Source organism: Salimicrobium halophilum (assembly GCF_900100295.1).
Taxonomy (GTDB): Bacteria; Bacillota; Bacilli; order Bacillales; family Halobacillaceae; genus Salimicrobium; species Salimicrobium halophilum.
Genome location: NZ_FNEV01000010.1, coordinates 44,419 through 59,997 on the forward strand (window position 1 = coordinate 44,419; position 15,579 = coordinate 59,997).

The window sequence follows — 15,579 nt, forward strand, 5'->3', positions numbered from 1 at the left end:
GGGCGGCTTATGATCTCTCCCTTTTATAAAAAAAGCCGTCCCCTCCGCTTTCTGGAAGAGCGTGAATAAAAAATGCCTGTAATGTGCGGCCACACATTACAGGCAGGAAACATGAAGATCCTGTACGGATTCCATCTCTCTCACCAATCAATGTATCACTTTCCGGATGGATCCGTCTACCAATCACAAAGGAGATGGACAATGATGAGTAACTTACAATTTGCCTACTGGGTGCCGAACGTCAGCGGAGGTCTCGTCGTATCAAAAGCGGAGCAACAGACGGGATGGGATTTCGAATCCAACAAACGATACGCACAAATCGCAGAAGAATCGGGCTTCGACCTCGCCCTTCTTCAAACGAGGTTCTTCGCAAGTTATGGAGCCGAATACCAGCTTGAAGCCGTGACACTCGCTTCTGCTCTTGCCGCGTCCACCAGCAAACTGAAACTCATATCAGCCGTTCATCCGGGACTATGGCATCCGGCTGTTTATGCAAAAATCTTAAGTACGCTCGATCATATAAGTGACGGTCGTGCCGCAGTGAATATCGTAAGCGGCTGGCTGAAAGATGAATTTACAGGCTTCGGGGAAAACTGGCTTGAACATGACGAGAGATATCGGCGCTCCGGAGAATTCATCGAAGTTCTGAGAGAGCTGTTCACAAAGGAGAAAGCGAACTTCCGTGGCGACTTTTACCAGATCAATGATGCCCCGGCGAAACCGAAACCTGTGCAGGGCGCAGACTTCCCGATTTTCCAGGGAGGGAACTCCACAGCCGCCAAAGAGATGGCCGCCAAACATTCCGATTATTATTTCATGAACGGGAATACACTGGAAGGGTTCGAGAAACAGATCAAAGAAGTGCGGGCGCTCGCGGAAAAAGAAGGCAGAACCGTGAAATTCGCAGCTCACGGCTTCGCGATTGTGCGTGATACAGAAGAAGAGGCTCTCGCCCAATTGCAGGAAATCATCGATGACGCTCACACGGAAGCCGTCGAAGGGTTCCGCGAATCGGTGAAGCAGGCCGGTCAGTCTACCGGGGATAAAGAAGGAATGTGGGCGAACGACACGTTCAAGGACCTCGTTCAATACAACAGCGGCTTCAAGACCGGTCTTATCGGGACGAAAGAGCAGGTGGCCGATCGCATCATCGAACTGAAGAAGATAGGGGTAGATGTCGTTCTTACAGCACACTTCCACTATGAATCCGACCTGGAGCGCTTCGGCAAAGAAGTGATTCCTCTCGTGAAAGAGAAAGAAGAAGTCTTGCAAGAAGAAGGAGTTCTCATATGAAAATCTTAGGAATAACAGGAAGCGTGAGCAAAAGTTCGAAAACACTCCTATCCGTTCAGGAAGCGCTCGATGCCGCGAAGCAAAGTGATTCTTCTACGGAAACAGAAATACTCCATCTGGGTGATTATGAAACGGTTCTTTGTGACGGAAGGGACCCTGCTTCCTATACAGGAGATACGAGAGAAGTGATCGACAAAATCGAGGAGGCCGATGCTTATATCATCGGCACTCCCGTGTACCGGGGGTCACTGACCGGCGCTTTGAAAAACGTCTTCGATCTGATTCCGAACGACTGCCTGAGAGGAAAAGCGATCGGATTCGTGGCAACCGGCGGCACGTATCATCATTATCTGGTCATCGATCATCACCTGCATCCGCTGGCCCACTATTTCCGGGCACACGTCATCCCGGGCGGTGTTTATGTACACAACGGGCACTTCGAACAGCATCAGCTGGTCGATGAAGAGATCCGCACGCGACTTCACGACCTCGGCGAGGCTACCGTTCGACTCAGCACCCACTTGAATAAAGATTTTTCGACAGCACCCCCAGCTATTCCGAGAAAAAGCCTCCAGGAACAATACTGACGTCTCCCCTCTTGCGGGAGGCGTATTTTCTTTGACGGGACGAACTGGTAAAATGAAGGAAGTTTGAAGGAGGGATCCGGGATGAGCCAAAAATTATCTATGCTGTCGATCGCTTTCGGTGCTGCTCTCTGGGGCATCATCGGTCTGTTCGTTACATACTTGTACGACCTCGGGTTCAGCCCGGTGCAGGTGGTTGCCGTCAGAGTTGCGAGCGCCGCCATTCTGCTGCTTCTCTACACGTACATCACCGGGAAGGAGGAACTGAGAATCGATTGGAAGGATAGCCGTTTATTTATAGGTACAGGCATCATCAGCATTGTGTTCTTCAACCTCTGCCTGTTCATCGCCATGGAGGAAACATCCATTGCGATCGCTGTCACCCTTTTATATACAGCACCCGCCTTCGTCACGATCTTCTCCCGGATTCTGTTCGGAGAACTGTTTACGAAAAGTAAAATCACTGCCCTGCTCACCACATTCATCGGCTGCGCGCTTGTCGTCGGTCTGCTGCCTTATACAGGCTTCGACTTATCCATGTACGGCGTGCTCGCAGGGCTCGGATCCGGCTTTTTCTATGCGCTTTACAGCATTTTCGCCACCTATGCTCTCCGAACCTATTCGTCCACGACGGTTACGGTATATACCTTCGTGTTCGCAAGTGTCGCCATTCTGCCTTTTGCAGGGCTCGGAGACCTCGGTGCTACATTGGCACTACCGTCTGCCTGGATCAATATTGCAGGCATAGGCCTATTCTCGACGACGCTCGCTTTCCTGTTTTACACGAAGGGACTCGAGAAAATCGAATCGAGCCGCGCTTCGATCATCGCAACCGTCGAACCGGTCGTCGCAGCTCTCATCAGCTTCTTCGTATTCGGGGAACTGCTGGATGCGTGGCAATTCCTAGGCTTCATCCTGGTGATCACCGCCGTCATCCTTGTTCAGGAACGTCCGCGCTCTTCTTTTCTAAGGCGAAAAGCGTCATGAACGAAACCGCCTGTTCCAGTAATGCATTCTGCATCTCCAACCCTTCCGGTGCCCCTTCTTTCGGCACGGAAGACATTCCTATGGTCGTCCAGCCGTGTGTCTCTGCCAGTCGCTGGAACTCCCACGGCATCATCGTGTTACAGACGACCTCTTCCCCCTCGAGTCTTGGATAGCTATTCGTCCTCGGACCGGCCACCGGACCGAGAATTCCCACAACGAAGACTCCTCCCGGTTTGACGACACGATTGATTTCGTTTATCGCTTCAAGAGGAGAAGCGACCCACTCCAGACAGTTGATCGCCATGACAGCGTCGAAGGCTTCGTTTTCAAAAGGCAGGGCTGTAACGTCTCCCTGAAGAAATGTCGCTGCCGTGGAGCGCTTCTTGGCGATTTCAATCATTTTCGAGGACAAATCGACGCCTGTCACGCTGTACCCGGCCTTCTGGAGCATTTCACTCCCCTGCCCGTCCCCACACCCGAGGTCCAGCACATCCGAGTCAGATTCGATGAAAGACTGGAAGAAAGGAAGAACCTTCTTCCTGCTCCCATCCTTCCACATCTGTTCACTTCTCGCATTCCAATTATCAGAAAAACGATCCCATTTACTTTCTGCCTGTTCATGCCATTTTTTATGATCCAATTCTTTTTCCTCCTTGCTATTTATTTCTTCTTTATGTATGATAGAATCAATATATAGTAAATATTAATAATAAAAACACAATATATAGTTTTTTCGAAAATCAGATGCTCACAGAGCTTAATAGGGAAGCCGGTGAAAATCCGGAGCTGCCCCCGCAACTGTAAGTATCCGCGAAACAGCACATCCACTGTAGAACGCTACGGGAAGGGCTGGAGTAAGATCGGGTACAAGCCAGGAGACCTGTCTGTTTTTCGTCAGAAAGTTTCACCTTTTTCGGGGATGGAGAAGATGAAACGATGAGGCGAGGACTCTCGTTTCATGGTTTCATCCGCTCTTATCCTATAGGAGCGGATTTTTTTATTTTGTAAAGGAGGATCACTTATGCCTGACACGATAACAAGGGACTGGAAAACCTGGTTGAATGAACTTCAGGGGGACTTCCCCAGTCTCGATTTTTCACGGATACAAGACAGAATCACAGATGGCAATTCCATTGTACTTGAAGCCTTAGCTGAAATGGACGAAACCGAGCCGGACTGGACATATGTCGCCGCCCGTGCTCATCTCGAGACCCGCTACACGGAAGCGACACAAGGACGTCGTACAGAAAAGCCCTATGAAAACTTTTACGAACTGATCGAAACACTCGTCGAAGAAAAAATCTACGACCCTTCTCTTCTTACTCATTATACTAGAGATGAAATCATAGAACTATCCAAACTGTTATCACCAGAGAAAGATCACCTGTTCACGTACATCGGCTTGAAAACACTGGATGATCGTTACCTCGCCAGGATGAAAGACGGGAGAACGATGGAGCTGCCGCAGGAACGCTGGCTGATCATCGCGATGACGCTGATGACCCCTGAACCGAGGGATCGCCGATTCAGGTACATACAAGAGGCTTACTGGGCGCTTTCCAACCTCTACATGACCGTCGCCACTCCCACCCTTTCGAATGCGGGAAAAGTACACGGTCAGCTCAGTTCCTGCTTCATCGAGACCGTTGACGACAGCCTTCAGTCTATTTATGACAGTAACACAGCTATCGCCAACTTAAGTAAACACGGAGGCGGCATCGGCGTCTATCTCGGAAAAATCAGATCGCGCGGCAGTGACATCAGAGGATTCAAAGGTGTATCATCCGGTGTTTTGCCATGGATGAAGCAGCTGAACAATACCGCTGTCAGCGTAGACCAGCTCGGCCAACGACAGGGAGCGGTGGCTGTTTATCTCGATGTGTGGCACAAAGACATTTTCTCTTTTCTCGACAGTCGACTGAACAATGGAGATGAGCGTCAGCGAACGCACGATTTATTCACCGGGGTCTCGATTCCGGATCTATTCATGGAAGCTGTTGAAAACAGAGGTGACTGGTATCTGTTCGATCCTCATGAAGTGAGAACGGTCATGGGATACTCCCTCGAAGACAGCTTCGATGAACATGATGGATACGGGACGTTCCGCGAACGGTATGAAGCATGCATACAGCATCCTGGGCTCTCCAAAGAAAAAGTGCCGGCGATCGATATCATGAAACGCATCATGATCGGTCAGCTCGAGACCGGAACGCCTTACATGTTTTATAGAGATGAAGTGAACAGGAAGAATGCGAATAACCACGCCGGAATGGTGTACTGCAGTAATCTTTGCACAGAGATCACGCAGAACCAGAGCGCCACGACGGTGGACCGTCAATATGTAGACAATGGAGAAATCATAACCGTTCACACTCCCGGCGATTTCGTCGTCTGTAACCTTTCGAGTATCAACCTCGGAAAAGCAGTGCCCGACGGAGTGCTGGATCGTCTGGTTCCGATACAAGTCCGTATGCTCGATAACGTCATTGACACCAACCTGATTCCTATCCCTCAGGCCGAACGGACGAATCAGAAGTACAGAGGCATCGGCCTCGGCACCTTCGGGTGGGCTCACTTACTAGCGATCCGGCAGATTTCCTGGGAATCCGAAGAAGCGCTCAGCTACACAGAAGACGTATATGAAAAAATCTCCTATTTGACGATCAAAGCGAGTTCGGAGCTTGCTGAGGAAAAAGGCAGCTATCCCCTGTTCGAAGGGTCGGACTGGGAGACAGGAGCATATTTCGAGAAACGGAATCTTACGGATGATAAATGGCAGGAGCTCGCTGCGAAAGTGAAAGAGGGCGGATTGAGGAACGGGTACCTGATGGCGGTCGCCCCAAACTCGAGCACGTCCTTGATTGCCGGAAGCTCGGCCAGCATCGATCCGATTTTCAAGAAGTTCTACTCCGAGGAGAAAAAAGATTTCAAAATCCCGGTCACTGCCCCGGATTTGAGCCCGGACAATTACTGGTACTACAAAGCCGCCCATGACATCGATCAGCATACAAGTATCGCCCAGAATGCAAAGAGACAGCGGTTCATCGATCAATCCATTTCATTCAATATGTATGTTCGCAATGATATACAAGCGCGGGAGTTATTGAACCTTCACCTTGATGCATGGCAGCAAGGATTGAAAACGACTTATTACACAAGATCCACTTCCGGCACCGACTATGACGAATGCGAAAGCTGTTCGAGCTGAGGAAAGTGGAATCACCCCGCTTAGAAACCTCAGTCATAAGTAGACAGGTTAGATAAAGGTGCCCTTTCCTTTCTCTAATCCTGTCTACTTATGGCTCGGGTTTCTGGGTGATGAAACTAGACAAAGGAAAGCGAAGACACCTTGCTCAGCCCTTCTCGCATAAGTGAAAATCAGCCTAAAGAAGCGTTCTCCTACTTTATGGATGGTTTTTCACTTATGTCGCTAAGGGTTAGGTGTCGCAGCTAGACAAAATAGAAATGTGGAGAAGCCCCGCTTAGAAGTTCTAACATAAGTGGGCGGCTCTGACTACGGATGTTCTTTTCCGAAACAGAGGTGACCACTTATGTTATGGACTTCTGGGCTTCGAAGCTAGACAAAAAAGAAATGTGGAGAAGTCCCACTTTTCTTTTGCGCACCGTTCGTCAGGCCCCAGGACCACCTGAATGTACCGCAAACTCGAAAAGGAACCGCTCAGGTGAGATTCTGTGGCGCGAACGTACCGCAAACCCATTTGCCACCCACTCAGAAATGTAGAAACGACCTGAGTGTCCCGCAACGCTCAATCATAGCAAGAACCGACAGATTTTCCTGACTACCTTCCCGCCCGCCGGGAAGGTACATGCATTCAAATGCCCTTTCGCACCGTTCACCGAGACCCAGCACAATTTGAATGTACCACAAAAACAGAAATGAACCGTTCGCAGCTTAGAACTTGCTTCCGAACGGTGCAATACGAAAGAAACCAACCGCTCAAGGTAGAAACTCGTTCGTGAGTGTACCGCAAAATCACACACCACTCACCAAAAAAAGAAAGGAGCCCTACCCATGACCTTACAAAAAAGAAAACTTGTCGATCACGAAGCACCCAACCGTTCGACCGGCATCATCAACGGTCAAACGTCCAACGTCCTCAACTGGGATGATACAAGATTCGCGTGGGCATATCCTATGTATAAAAATATGCTGCAGAACTTCTGGATCCCGGATGAAATCAATATGAGCAATGATTTGAAGCAATGGCCCGAGCTCTCCGACAAGGAGCAGCAATCCTTCAAAAAAATCATCGGCCTGCTTGCTTTTCTGGATTCTATCCAGACCGACTATTCAGGAAAAATCGCCGATTATCTCACAGATTCCAGTCTTGCCGCCCTTATGCAGGTACTTTCTTTTCAGGAAGTCGTCCATAACCAGTCTTATTCCTATGTGTTATCCACGCTCGTCCCCTCCCACGAGCAGGAGGAGATTTTCGAGTATTGGAAACATGACCCTGTCCTGATCAAGAGAAATCAGTTCATTACAGACGGTTACCAGGAATTCATCGATGACCCGTCTCCTGAAAGTTTCCTGAAATCGTGCGTGTATGATGTCGTGCTCGAAGGATTATTTTTCTACGCAGGGTTCGCTTTCTTCTATAACCTGGCTCGGAATCAGAAAATGGTGTCGACATCGACGATGATCAACTACATCAATAGAGACGAACAGATCCACGTTCATCTATTCACGCGAATTTTCAAGGAAACCTTACAGGAACACCCCGAGCTTGATAGCGACGAATTTCAACGTTTCGCCAAGGACACCTTGAAAAAAGCCGCCGATCTTGAAATCGAATGGGCGCACCATATCATCGGACATGATTTCCCAGGGATACCGATAGAGGATCTTGAGAACTATATCCGCTTCACCGCAAATACGAGAGCGCAGCAGCTTGGTGCAGACCGTCCTTTTCCTGAAAACCGGAAGAATCCTCTCCGCTGGATTCGCGCCTATCAGAACGTGGATGAAGGAAAGTCGGATTTCTTCGAGCAGAAATCCAGGCAATATACGAAAGTATCAGAGAACAACGGTTTCGATGATCTATAAAAGTCAGGCTCCCATGCCTGGCTTTAATTTTTTTCTGAAAATTTTCTTTCAGAAGAATAATGCATTCTTCCAACAATGATAACCCTTACAAACAATCCAATCACTCCACTCATGTTAACTTCCCTTACATTAATGTATTGATTTTTCTGAAAAGTCCGTGTATAGTAACTTTAAACTTACTAAAGATGTTAGATAAGTTAACACTTAAGGAGGAGTTCCATTGAAAAAGATTGAAGCGATCATTCGTCCTGAAGCTTTTCAGACGTTACGACATCAGCTGGATCAGGTTGGTGTGAAAGGATTGACTGTTTCGGAAGTCGCAGGCTGTGGCCAGCAGAAAGGAAAGGAAGGGATTTTTCGGGGAACAAGGTATGAAATCAAACTGTATCCGAAAGTGAAGGTTGAAATGGTTGTCGATGATCACGAAATCGACCCCATCGTGGAAATCATTATGGATACATGTACGACAAACGAAACGGGAGATGGCAAGATTTTCGTTACGGCAGTCGAGGAAGTATACCGGATCAGAACCGCAGAAAAAGGAAAAGCCGCACTTATCTAAAATACTTATTACGGAAAGGTGATTGAACTGATGAAAAAAATTATCCCGTTATCTTTATTGTCCATATCAGGGTTTCCAGTAGTCGCAAGTGCCCAGACCGTTTCTCCCGAAGCCGCCATCGCTTCCATCGACATGGCATGGGTCATGATCGCAGCATTCCTAGTCTTTTTCATGCACGCCGGATTCGCCATGGTAGAATCAGGATTCACCCGCTCCAAAAACGCCCTCAACATCCTTATGAAAAACTTCATGACAATCTCGATCGCTTCCGTTCTTTATTTCCTCGTCGGATATGGAATCATGTTCGGCACCTCTGGAGGAGGATTCATCGGAACAGACGGTTTTCTACTTAGCGGACAGGAAGATCAAATCGGCTTCTTCGTCTTCCAGGCCGTGTTTGCAGCAACTTGTGCCACTATCATCTCCGGCGCTGTCGCTGAGCGTATGAAGTTGAGCGCCTACCTGTTACTCACTCTTTTGATGACCGGACTTATATACCCGATCGTCGGACACTGGGTATGGGGAGGAGGCTGGCTTTCAGAACTCGGTTTCGTAGACTTCGCCGGCTCTACCGTCGTTCATATGACAGGAGCTGTAGGTGCTCTTGCCACCGTCATGTTCCTGGGACCACGTCTCGGAAAATACACTGGAAAAACGGTGAACGTCATCCAGGGACACAACATTCCATTAGGCGCACTCGGCGTATTCATCCTTTGGTTCGGATGGTTCGGTTTCAACGGAGGAAGCACGTTGGCAGCTGATCCTTCCCTCGTACCGGCCGTCATTGCAGCCACCCTCCTCTCCGCATCCGGAGGAGTCATCGCTTCTGCGCTTTATTCTCAGCTGAAGTTCAAACAGATCGACGCTTCTTTGACACTGAACGGTGCGCTCGCAGGCCTCGTCGGTATCACAGCAGGAGCCGCTGACATCTCCGCTGTTGGAGCGATCATTACCGGATTTATCGCAGGGATCATCCTTGTGGAAGCTGTGCAACTGTTCGATCGCGTATTCAAAATCGACGATCCTGTAGGGGCCATTGCGGTTCACGGAATATGTGGTGCCTGGGGAACGCTCGCGGTAGGACTATTTGCTACCAACGGAGGACTTTTCTACGGAGACGGCGGAGAACTGTTGTTCATCCAGACAGCCGGTGTCGTAGCAGTAGCAGCCTGGACGATGGCCGCGACGTCCATCGGTGTATTCATCATCAAACAGACCATCGGCATCCGCGTCTCCCGTCGTGAAGAAATCGCAGGTCTCGACTTTTACGAGCACGGATCTTCCGCCTACGAATCTTCCGGCAGCATCTTTAACGAAAATACTCCACAAACCGTGGACGGTGACTTCGGCGTCGGCCTCCTGAACCGCCTCAACAGCATCGACCATGAACAGAAAAAAGCTGTGCATTAAAGAGAAAAGCGGAACTACCCCTCTTAAAAACAATTTGCGGTACACTCAAGAAAACTAAACTTCCACGAGTGTACCGCAAAAATATTTGAGAACCACTCAGAAATCCAGAACGCTCCTGAGCGTACCGATTCAAGAGAAACAGACCGCTCACAGGAAAAATCCCTGCGTGAGTGTACCGCAAACGCAGCTACACAAAACACCCAAACAAGGGCCAAGAGAAGAAAGCTCCGAACATACAAAAACCCCCGGGTTCCCAAAAGGACACCCAGGGGTTTTTCATCATTACAAATAACTTTTCAATCGATCCAACGACTCATAGATGGAGTCACGAATGCCCGGATTGTAGAATACAGCAGCAGGGTGGTACAAAGGAATAACAATATACTCCTTCTCCGAAGAAACGAAAGCATCGTTCTCCCGGTCATATGTCAGAATCGGAGTCTCCAGTTTTTCCCCGATCACTTCAGAGATTTTGCCCTTTTCATCGACAAGTCTCTGATAGGCAACACCTCCAAGAAGAAGAATCACTTTCGGATCCGCCTGTGCAATCTGAACATCAAGAAGTTCTGCGTGCGCTCGCACTTCCTTCTTGTTCGGTTTTCGATTGGCTTTCCGCTTCTCTGCAGCATTCGGCCGTTTCTCCCACTTATAAGGCCTGCTTCTTACTACACTCGTGATGTATACATCATCCCTTGTCCATCCCAGGTAGGAAAGCTGTTTATCCAATTCCTTTCCGGCTCTCCCGGTAAAAGGCTCCCCGTCATAGACCTCATTTTCTCCCGGGGCCTCTCCGACCATTATAATATCAGCAGGTACCGGCCCTTTCCCAAGCACAAACCCTTCTGTATCAAACGGTTCTATATTCTTTTTCGCGCGTTTCATTACATCTTCCGGTATGTTCATCGTCTTCACCTCTCCTTTGTTCTTACCCCGCTTCTCTTTCTTTAACTCTTATTGTTTTCCTTCCCCCGGAGAAATGATTACAATTAAAAGAGCACTACATATGAAGGAAGGTACTTACATGAAAAGAATTGCTGAAACAATAGTGAAGCTGCGTACGCTCTTTTTGACTATATGGGTGGTAGCTTTTGTCCTTTTGGGTTACTTCGCTCTCGACCTGCCCTCGCTGCTTCAAGGCGATGGATTCAGAACAGACGGAGAATATGAGCAAGTCCAGGAGATACTGACGGAAGATTTCGATCGCCCTGAATCTACTATTCTCGTATTGTTTGAATCAGCAGATGAGGAAAAGATCGAAGAGACCCTATCCGATATCGAATCGCTTGATATCGCCACTTCCATCCAGTCCCCACTGGAGATGGACAGTATGTACAAAGAAGACACCGCTTACGCTGCCGTTCATTTTGATCAGGAAAGTACGGAACTCAAGGGAGAAATCGAAGAAATAAGAAACATCACCAAAGAAACAGATGGAGTGACGCTTACCGGAGAACCCGTCATTACTGAGGATATCAATAAGGCCAGTCAGGAAGATCTGAAAAACGCCGAACTGATCGGTTTGCCGTTCGCTCTTGTAATACTTCTATTGGCATTCGGAACCATCACCGCTTCCCTTTTGCCTCTTATCATCGGAGGTTTCACTGTGGTAGCCGGCTTTGGATTTCTTGCAATCGCGGGAGACAGCATTTCCCTGTCCGTCTTCATATTGAACATAGCACCTATGATCGGGCTCGCCTTAAGTATCGATTTCGCGCTTCTCTTCATTAATAGATATCGGGAAGAGCTGACAAAACAATCGATCGATGACGCCCTGGCTACGACAATCCAGACAGCAGGTCGTTCCATCATTTTCTCTGCGGTCTGTGTATTTATAGGACTTGGCGCAATGAGTATCATCGACGTGGATATTTTTCTTAACATCGCTCTTGGAGGAACGGTGGTCATTACGCTGGCTGTGTTGACCTCTTTGACCCTCTTACCGGCGATGCTGAGACTATTGGGGCCACGCATCAATAAATTCCGCGTGTTGCCGGCTGAAAAAGACACGATTCCAAAGTGGCGCGCTTTCGCGAAAGGTATTATGAAAAGACCGGTTATGACAGCCGTACTCTCGTTCGTCATCCTTGCCATCGGTATCATCCCTGTCACAAACATGAATGTGTCCATTCCCACTATCGACGCGCTTCCGGAAAGCTATGACTCCAGGAGTGCTTACGAAACGATTGAAGAGACATTCCTGAGTGATAGCGAAAGTACGATTTATGCCGTAACAGAACAGGACATCGATTGGCTCAGCGAAGAAGGACTGGAAGAAATGAAAGCTCATGTAGAGGACTACTCTTCTCCGGATATCGTAGACAGCGTCGACTCGCTCTATTCCGCCGCTGATGTAGAAACCGCGGAAGAACTCTACGGAGCCCTTCAAAATCCGCAAACGAAAGAAGCGCTTCAACCGGCCATCGATCAGTTCATAGCGGACGATAAATTATTACTGCCCGCGAACCTTACCGTGGCAGGCAATTCAGACGAAGCCCAGGAACTCGCCCGGGAGTGGAAGGAAGAAGAAGCACTCATCGGAGGGCAGCCGGCCTTCAACCAGGAGATTTATGATGAAATCTTCGACAAACTCCCGGCTGTGCTGACGATCATCATCGTCTCTACTTTCTTCATTCTTATGCTCGCGTTCCGCTCCATCCTCATTCCGATCAAAGCTATTCTCATGAACATTCTGGGACTCGCTTCTACGTTCGGCATCCTCGTCTGGCTGTTCCAGGGAGGACATCTTGGATTGAATGAAGCGGACATCGCTCTGATTCTTCCGGTCATCGTTTTCAGTCTCGTCTTCGGGCTAAGTATGGACTATGAAGTCTTTCTCATATCCCGTATCAGGGAATTCTATTTAGAATCGGGAGACAATGAATTTTCGACGGTGGAAGGAGTGGCGAACACTAGTAAAATCATCACGTCCGCCGCTCTCATCATGATCGTCATAACAGGAGCTTTCGCTTTCACAGGGGTCGTCCCGGTGAAACAAATAGGCATCGGCATCGCTATCGCGATCTTCATTGATGCGACGATCATCCGACTTCTGCTCGTTCCGAGTCTGATGAAGCTGTTCGGAGGCTGGAACTGGTGGTTCCCGTTCAGCAGAAATAAATAATCATCTAAAAAAAGAGCTGCCCGCGGGCAGCTCTTTTCTGTAAGCTATTTCAATTGGAAAGAAACAAACGTAACTACGAAATAAAGCACTACAATCAACAAAGAAGGAACGATATACGTAAAGCGATATTTCGGCTTCTTTCTTGAAATACTGACGAGAAACAACAGAACAAAAACAATCGAAGCGATGGCGATGATGATATTCACGGGACTGGACTCGCTATAAAGATTTCCCCGGAAGTACATGATATCGGTAATCGCCAGAATCAGTATGTTGAATGCGTTACTACCAATCAGGGAACTTATGGCCAGGTTGTAGTTCTTCATCTTGAGCGCCGTCCCTACACTTGAAGCATCAGGAAGCGACGTACTGATGGCCACGAGGAACGCCCCTATAAAAGAGGAGCCGAGTCCCGTGATTTTTGCAATCTCTTCTGCAGTGATGGTCAGGATGCTCCCCATAATCATGATAGCTACCGCTAATGCGGTGAATCGCGTCACGACCTGTTTGTACGTATATTCGCGGTATCGTTCCTTCTTCTTTTCATTCTTCACCTTTCTTCCCTGATACTCCGTACGTTTATTGATCAACTGACCTCCAATAAAGTAAAGGAGAAGCAGAAAGATTGAAGAATAACTGATGTGTAACAGATGAGTCGGTAAAGGGAAAGAGACAGCTACGATGACGATCATTGTCAGCAATATGACGAGATACGCATACAATTTACTCTCTATCGTTGTCTGAGTCATAATCTGGTGCTTACGGTAAATCAAATCAAACACGGCCAGACCGAGCAGATTGAAAAGGTTGCTTCCTATCAGATTACCTACAGCAAGACCCGGGGTATCGATAATGACGGCTGTGACACTCGATGTAAGTTCCGGTAAAGAGATGGCTACTCCGATTATCACCCCGACAAAGGCGGAGGTCGCTTTCGTTTTCTCTTTTACTGCATCCCCGAACACAGCCAGATTGGAAGCTATGAAAAACGTAGCGATTGCAGAAACCAAGAACCCTATAAACACCAGAACTGCCATAATGAAATACCCCTAACTATTGTTGTTTACTTTTAATCAGATCCGCCGTCAGCTGGCCTGACAACGTGACCATCGGCACCCCTCCTCCTGGATGCGTGGAACCTCCGGCAAAATAGAGGTTATCGTACACTGCACTTTGGGCAGGAACTTTGAACCCGCCGTTGCTCTTTTTATCGGCCGCAATTCCGTAGATGGATCCGCCGTTAGCCCCGTACAAGGACTCGAGATCTTCGGGAGCAAACTGATATTCGAACTCTATGGAGTCTTCCAGGCCATCAAGTCCCATACGTTCCAGTTTTTCAAGAACCGTTTTTCTGTAAGACTCCCAGTCCCAATCTTTTCTCTTCTTGTTTTTCAGTGGTGGGACGTGGGTGAGAACGAACAGGTTGTCCTTCCCTTCCGGAGCCTGGGTATCATCCGAGCGCGAAGAGACCCCGATGTATACGGTAGGATCGTCTGCCGGTCTCCCCTTGTCGAAAATTTCATTGAATTCCTTTTCCGGATCTTCGGAGAAGAAGAAGTTGTGGTGATCGAGCTGATCGAACTTCTTATCTGTACCGAGCAACAATACTAGCCCGGATACGGTCGGTTCAAATTTCTTCTCCAGCTGCTTCGCTTCTTTCTTCCCTTTCTTGGACCCATCCAGATAACGATACGTCGGAATCGCTTCAAGGTTGGAGACGACGAGATCCGCCGCAATCGGTCCTCTATCGGTTTCTACGCCGGTCACTCTCTTTCCATCAGTCACCAGATGAGAGACGGGTGTTTCAAGCTGAACATCGACCTTCAACTCTTCCATCACTTTCCCCATCGCTTCGGCAATCTTGTACATACCACCCTTTACATAGTGGATGCCGAGACCCAACTGTACATAAGCGAGCTGATTCAGGATGGCAGGCGACGAATATGGATTCGATCCGACATACATGACAAGAAAATTGAACAACTGTTCCAAATGCTTATTATTAAAATGCTCATGTGTCGATTTTGCGACAGTCTTCAACGGATCCATCTGCATCAACTCTTTGAACGTGTGGTGCTTTTTCAAGTCACTTAAGTCAGCAATGCTGTATTTGTAGAAGCTCTTCATACATAGCTCGTACATATCCTGACTGTAGGAAAGGAAGCTTGTCAGAGAACTATTCGGGTGCTCGGTCACTTTCGACATTTCTTCGAGCATCGTCGGCAGGTCACTGGTCACGTCCACCTGTTTTCCATCTTCGAAAAATGTGCGCCACTGAGGCTCGACCCTTTCGATTGTTATGTAGTCATGGATGTCGCGATGAACACTTTCGAATAATTGCTCGAGAACCCAGGGCATCGTGAGAATCGAAGGTCCCGTGTCAAAAGTGAATCCCTTCCCGGATCTCTGGTTCAGTTTTCCGCCTATGTTTTCATTCTTTTCGAGAAGCGTCACATCATATCCGTCCGCTTTCAGTCTGATGGCAGTCGACATACCGCCAAGGCCTGCCCCTACTACTACCGCTTTTTGCTTTACCATTCACAGCACCTCCATG

The 15,579-nt window shown here is 48.4% G+C and carries 12 protein-coding genes and 1 riboswitch; of the genes, 8 read left to right on the forward strand and 4 right to left on the reverse strand.

Annotated features, from left to right (window positions below):
- The first annotated feature begins 204 nt into the window (after positions 1–204).
- The 3 genes from sfnG to BLQ44_RS14055 all read left to right on the forward strand — a co-directional run bounded on the left by sfnG (position 205) and on the right by BLQ44_RS14055 (position 2,864).
- Entirely contained in the window at positions 205–1,293 is a 1,089-nt protein-coding gene (gene sfnG, locus BLQ44_RS14045; protein ID WP_093194560.1) for a dimethylsulfone monooxygenase SfnG, read from the forward strand.
- Positions 1,290–1,880 carry an NADPH-dependent FMN reductase gene (locus tag BLQ44_RS14050; RefSeq protein ID WP_093194529.1) on the forward strand — a complete coding sequence of 197 codons (591 nt, stop codon included), beginning with the start codon at positions 1,290–1,292 and terminating at the stop codon, positions 1,878–1,880. The genes sfnG and BLQ44_RS14050 overlap by 4 nt, the downstream gene beginning before the upstream one ends.
- 81 nt (positions 1,881–1,961) lie before the next feature.
- On the forward strand, positions 1,962–2,864 hold the full coding sequence (locus tag BLQ44_RS14055; RefSeq protein WP_093194530.1) for a DMT family transporter: 903 nt from the start codon (positions 1,962–1,964) through the stop codon (positions 2,862–2,864).
- Here the strand turns inward: BLQ44_RS14055 and BLQ44_RS14060 are convergent.
- The gene (locus BLQ44_RS14060; protein ID WP_093194531.1) at positions 2,809–3,504 is read right to left on the reverse strand and encodes a class I SAM-dependent methyltransferase; all 696 of its coding nucleotides are present in this window, start codon (positions 3,502–3,504) and stop codon (positions 2,809–2,811) included. The two genes, BLQ44_RS14055 and BLQ44_RS14060, sit on opposite strands and share 56 nt — an antisense overlap.
- An 85-nt stretch (positions 3,505–3,589) precedes the next feature.
- A riboswitch (cobalamin riboswitch) is annotated at positions 3,590–3,766 on the forward strand.
- A gap of 119 nt (positions 3,767–3,885) precedes the next feature.
- Here BLQ44_RS14060 and BLQ44_RS14065 point away from each other — a divergent pair.
- From BLQ44_RS14065 to BLQ44_RS14080, 4 genes are all read left to right on the forward strand, one after another.
- Positions 3,886–6,072, forward strand: a complete 2,187-nt coding sequence (locus BLQ44_RS14065) for a ribonucleoside-diphosphate reductase subunit alpha (protein ID WP_093194532.1) — start codon at positions 3,886–3,888, stop codon at positions 6,070–6,072.
- 825 nt (positions 6,073–6,897) lie between these two features.
- Positions 6,898–7,932 carry a ribonucleotide-diphosphate reductase subunit beta gene (locus BLQ44_RS14070; RefSeq protein WP_093194533.1) on the forward strand — a complete coding sequence of 345 codons (1,035 nt, stop codon included), beginning with the start codon at positions 6,898–6,900 and terminating at the stop codon, positions 7,930–7,932.
- Positions 7,933–8,152: 220 nt separating this feature from the next.
- Complete coding sequence (locus tag BLQ44_RS14075; protein WP_093194534.1) at positions 8,153–8,494, forward strand: P-II family nitrogen regulator; 342 nt, start codon at positions 8,153–8,155, stop codon at positions 8,492–8,494.
- A 30-nt stretch (positions 8,495–8,524) separates the two neighbouring features.
- On the forward strand, positions 8,525–9,904 hold the full coding sequence (locus BLQ44_RS14080; protein ID WP_093194535.1) for an ammonium transporter: 1,380 nt from the start codon (positions 8,525–8,527) through the stop codon (positions 9,902–9,904).
- A gap of 282 nt (positions 9,905–10,186) precedes the next feature.
- Here BLQ44_RS14080 and BLQ44_RS14085 read toward each other — a convergent pair whose 3' ends face one another.
- Positions 10,187–10,807 carry a uracil-DNA glycosylase gene (locus BLQ44_RS14085; RefSeq protein ID WP_093194536.1) on the reverse strand — a complete coding sequence of 207 codons (621 nt, stop codon included), beginning with the start codon at positions 10,805–10,807 and terminating at the stop codon, positions 10,187–10,189.
- A 118-nt stretch (positions 10,808–10,925) separates the two neighbouring features.
- Here BLQ44_RS14085 and BLQ44_RS14090 point away from each other — a divergent pair, with 118 nt between their 5' ends.
- Complete coding sequence (locus BLQ44_RS14090) at positions 10,926–13,025, forward strand: MMPL family transporter (protein WP_093194537.1); 2,100 nt, start codon at positions 10,926–10,928, stop codon at positions 13,023–13,025.
- Positions 13,026–13,069: 44 nt separating this feature from the next.
- Here the strand turns inward: BLQ44_RS14090 and BLQ44_RS14095 are convergent, their stop codons facing one another.
- Both BLQ44_RS14095 and BLQ44_RS14100 read right to left on the reverse strand, forming a co-directional pair.
- The gene (locus BLQ44_RS14095; RefSeq protein WP_093194538.1) at positions 13,070–14,062 is read right to left on the reverse strand and encodes a sodium:calcium antiporter; all 993 of its coding nucleotides are present in this window, start codon (positions 14,060–14,062) and stop codon (positions 13,070–13,072) included.
- Positions 14,063–14,078: 16 nt separating this feature from the next.
- A complete protein-coding gene (locus BLQ44_RS14100; protein WP_093194539.1) occupies positions 14,079–15,563 on the reverse strand; it encodes a phytoene desaturase family protein in 1,485 nt (494 codons plus the stop codon).
- Positions 15,564–15,579: the final 16 nt, after the last annotated feature.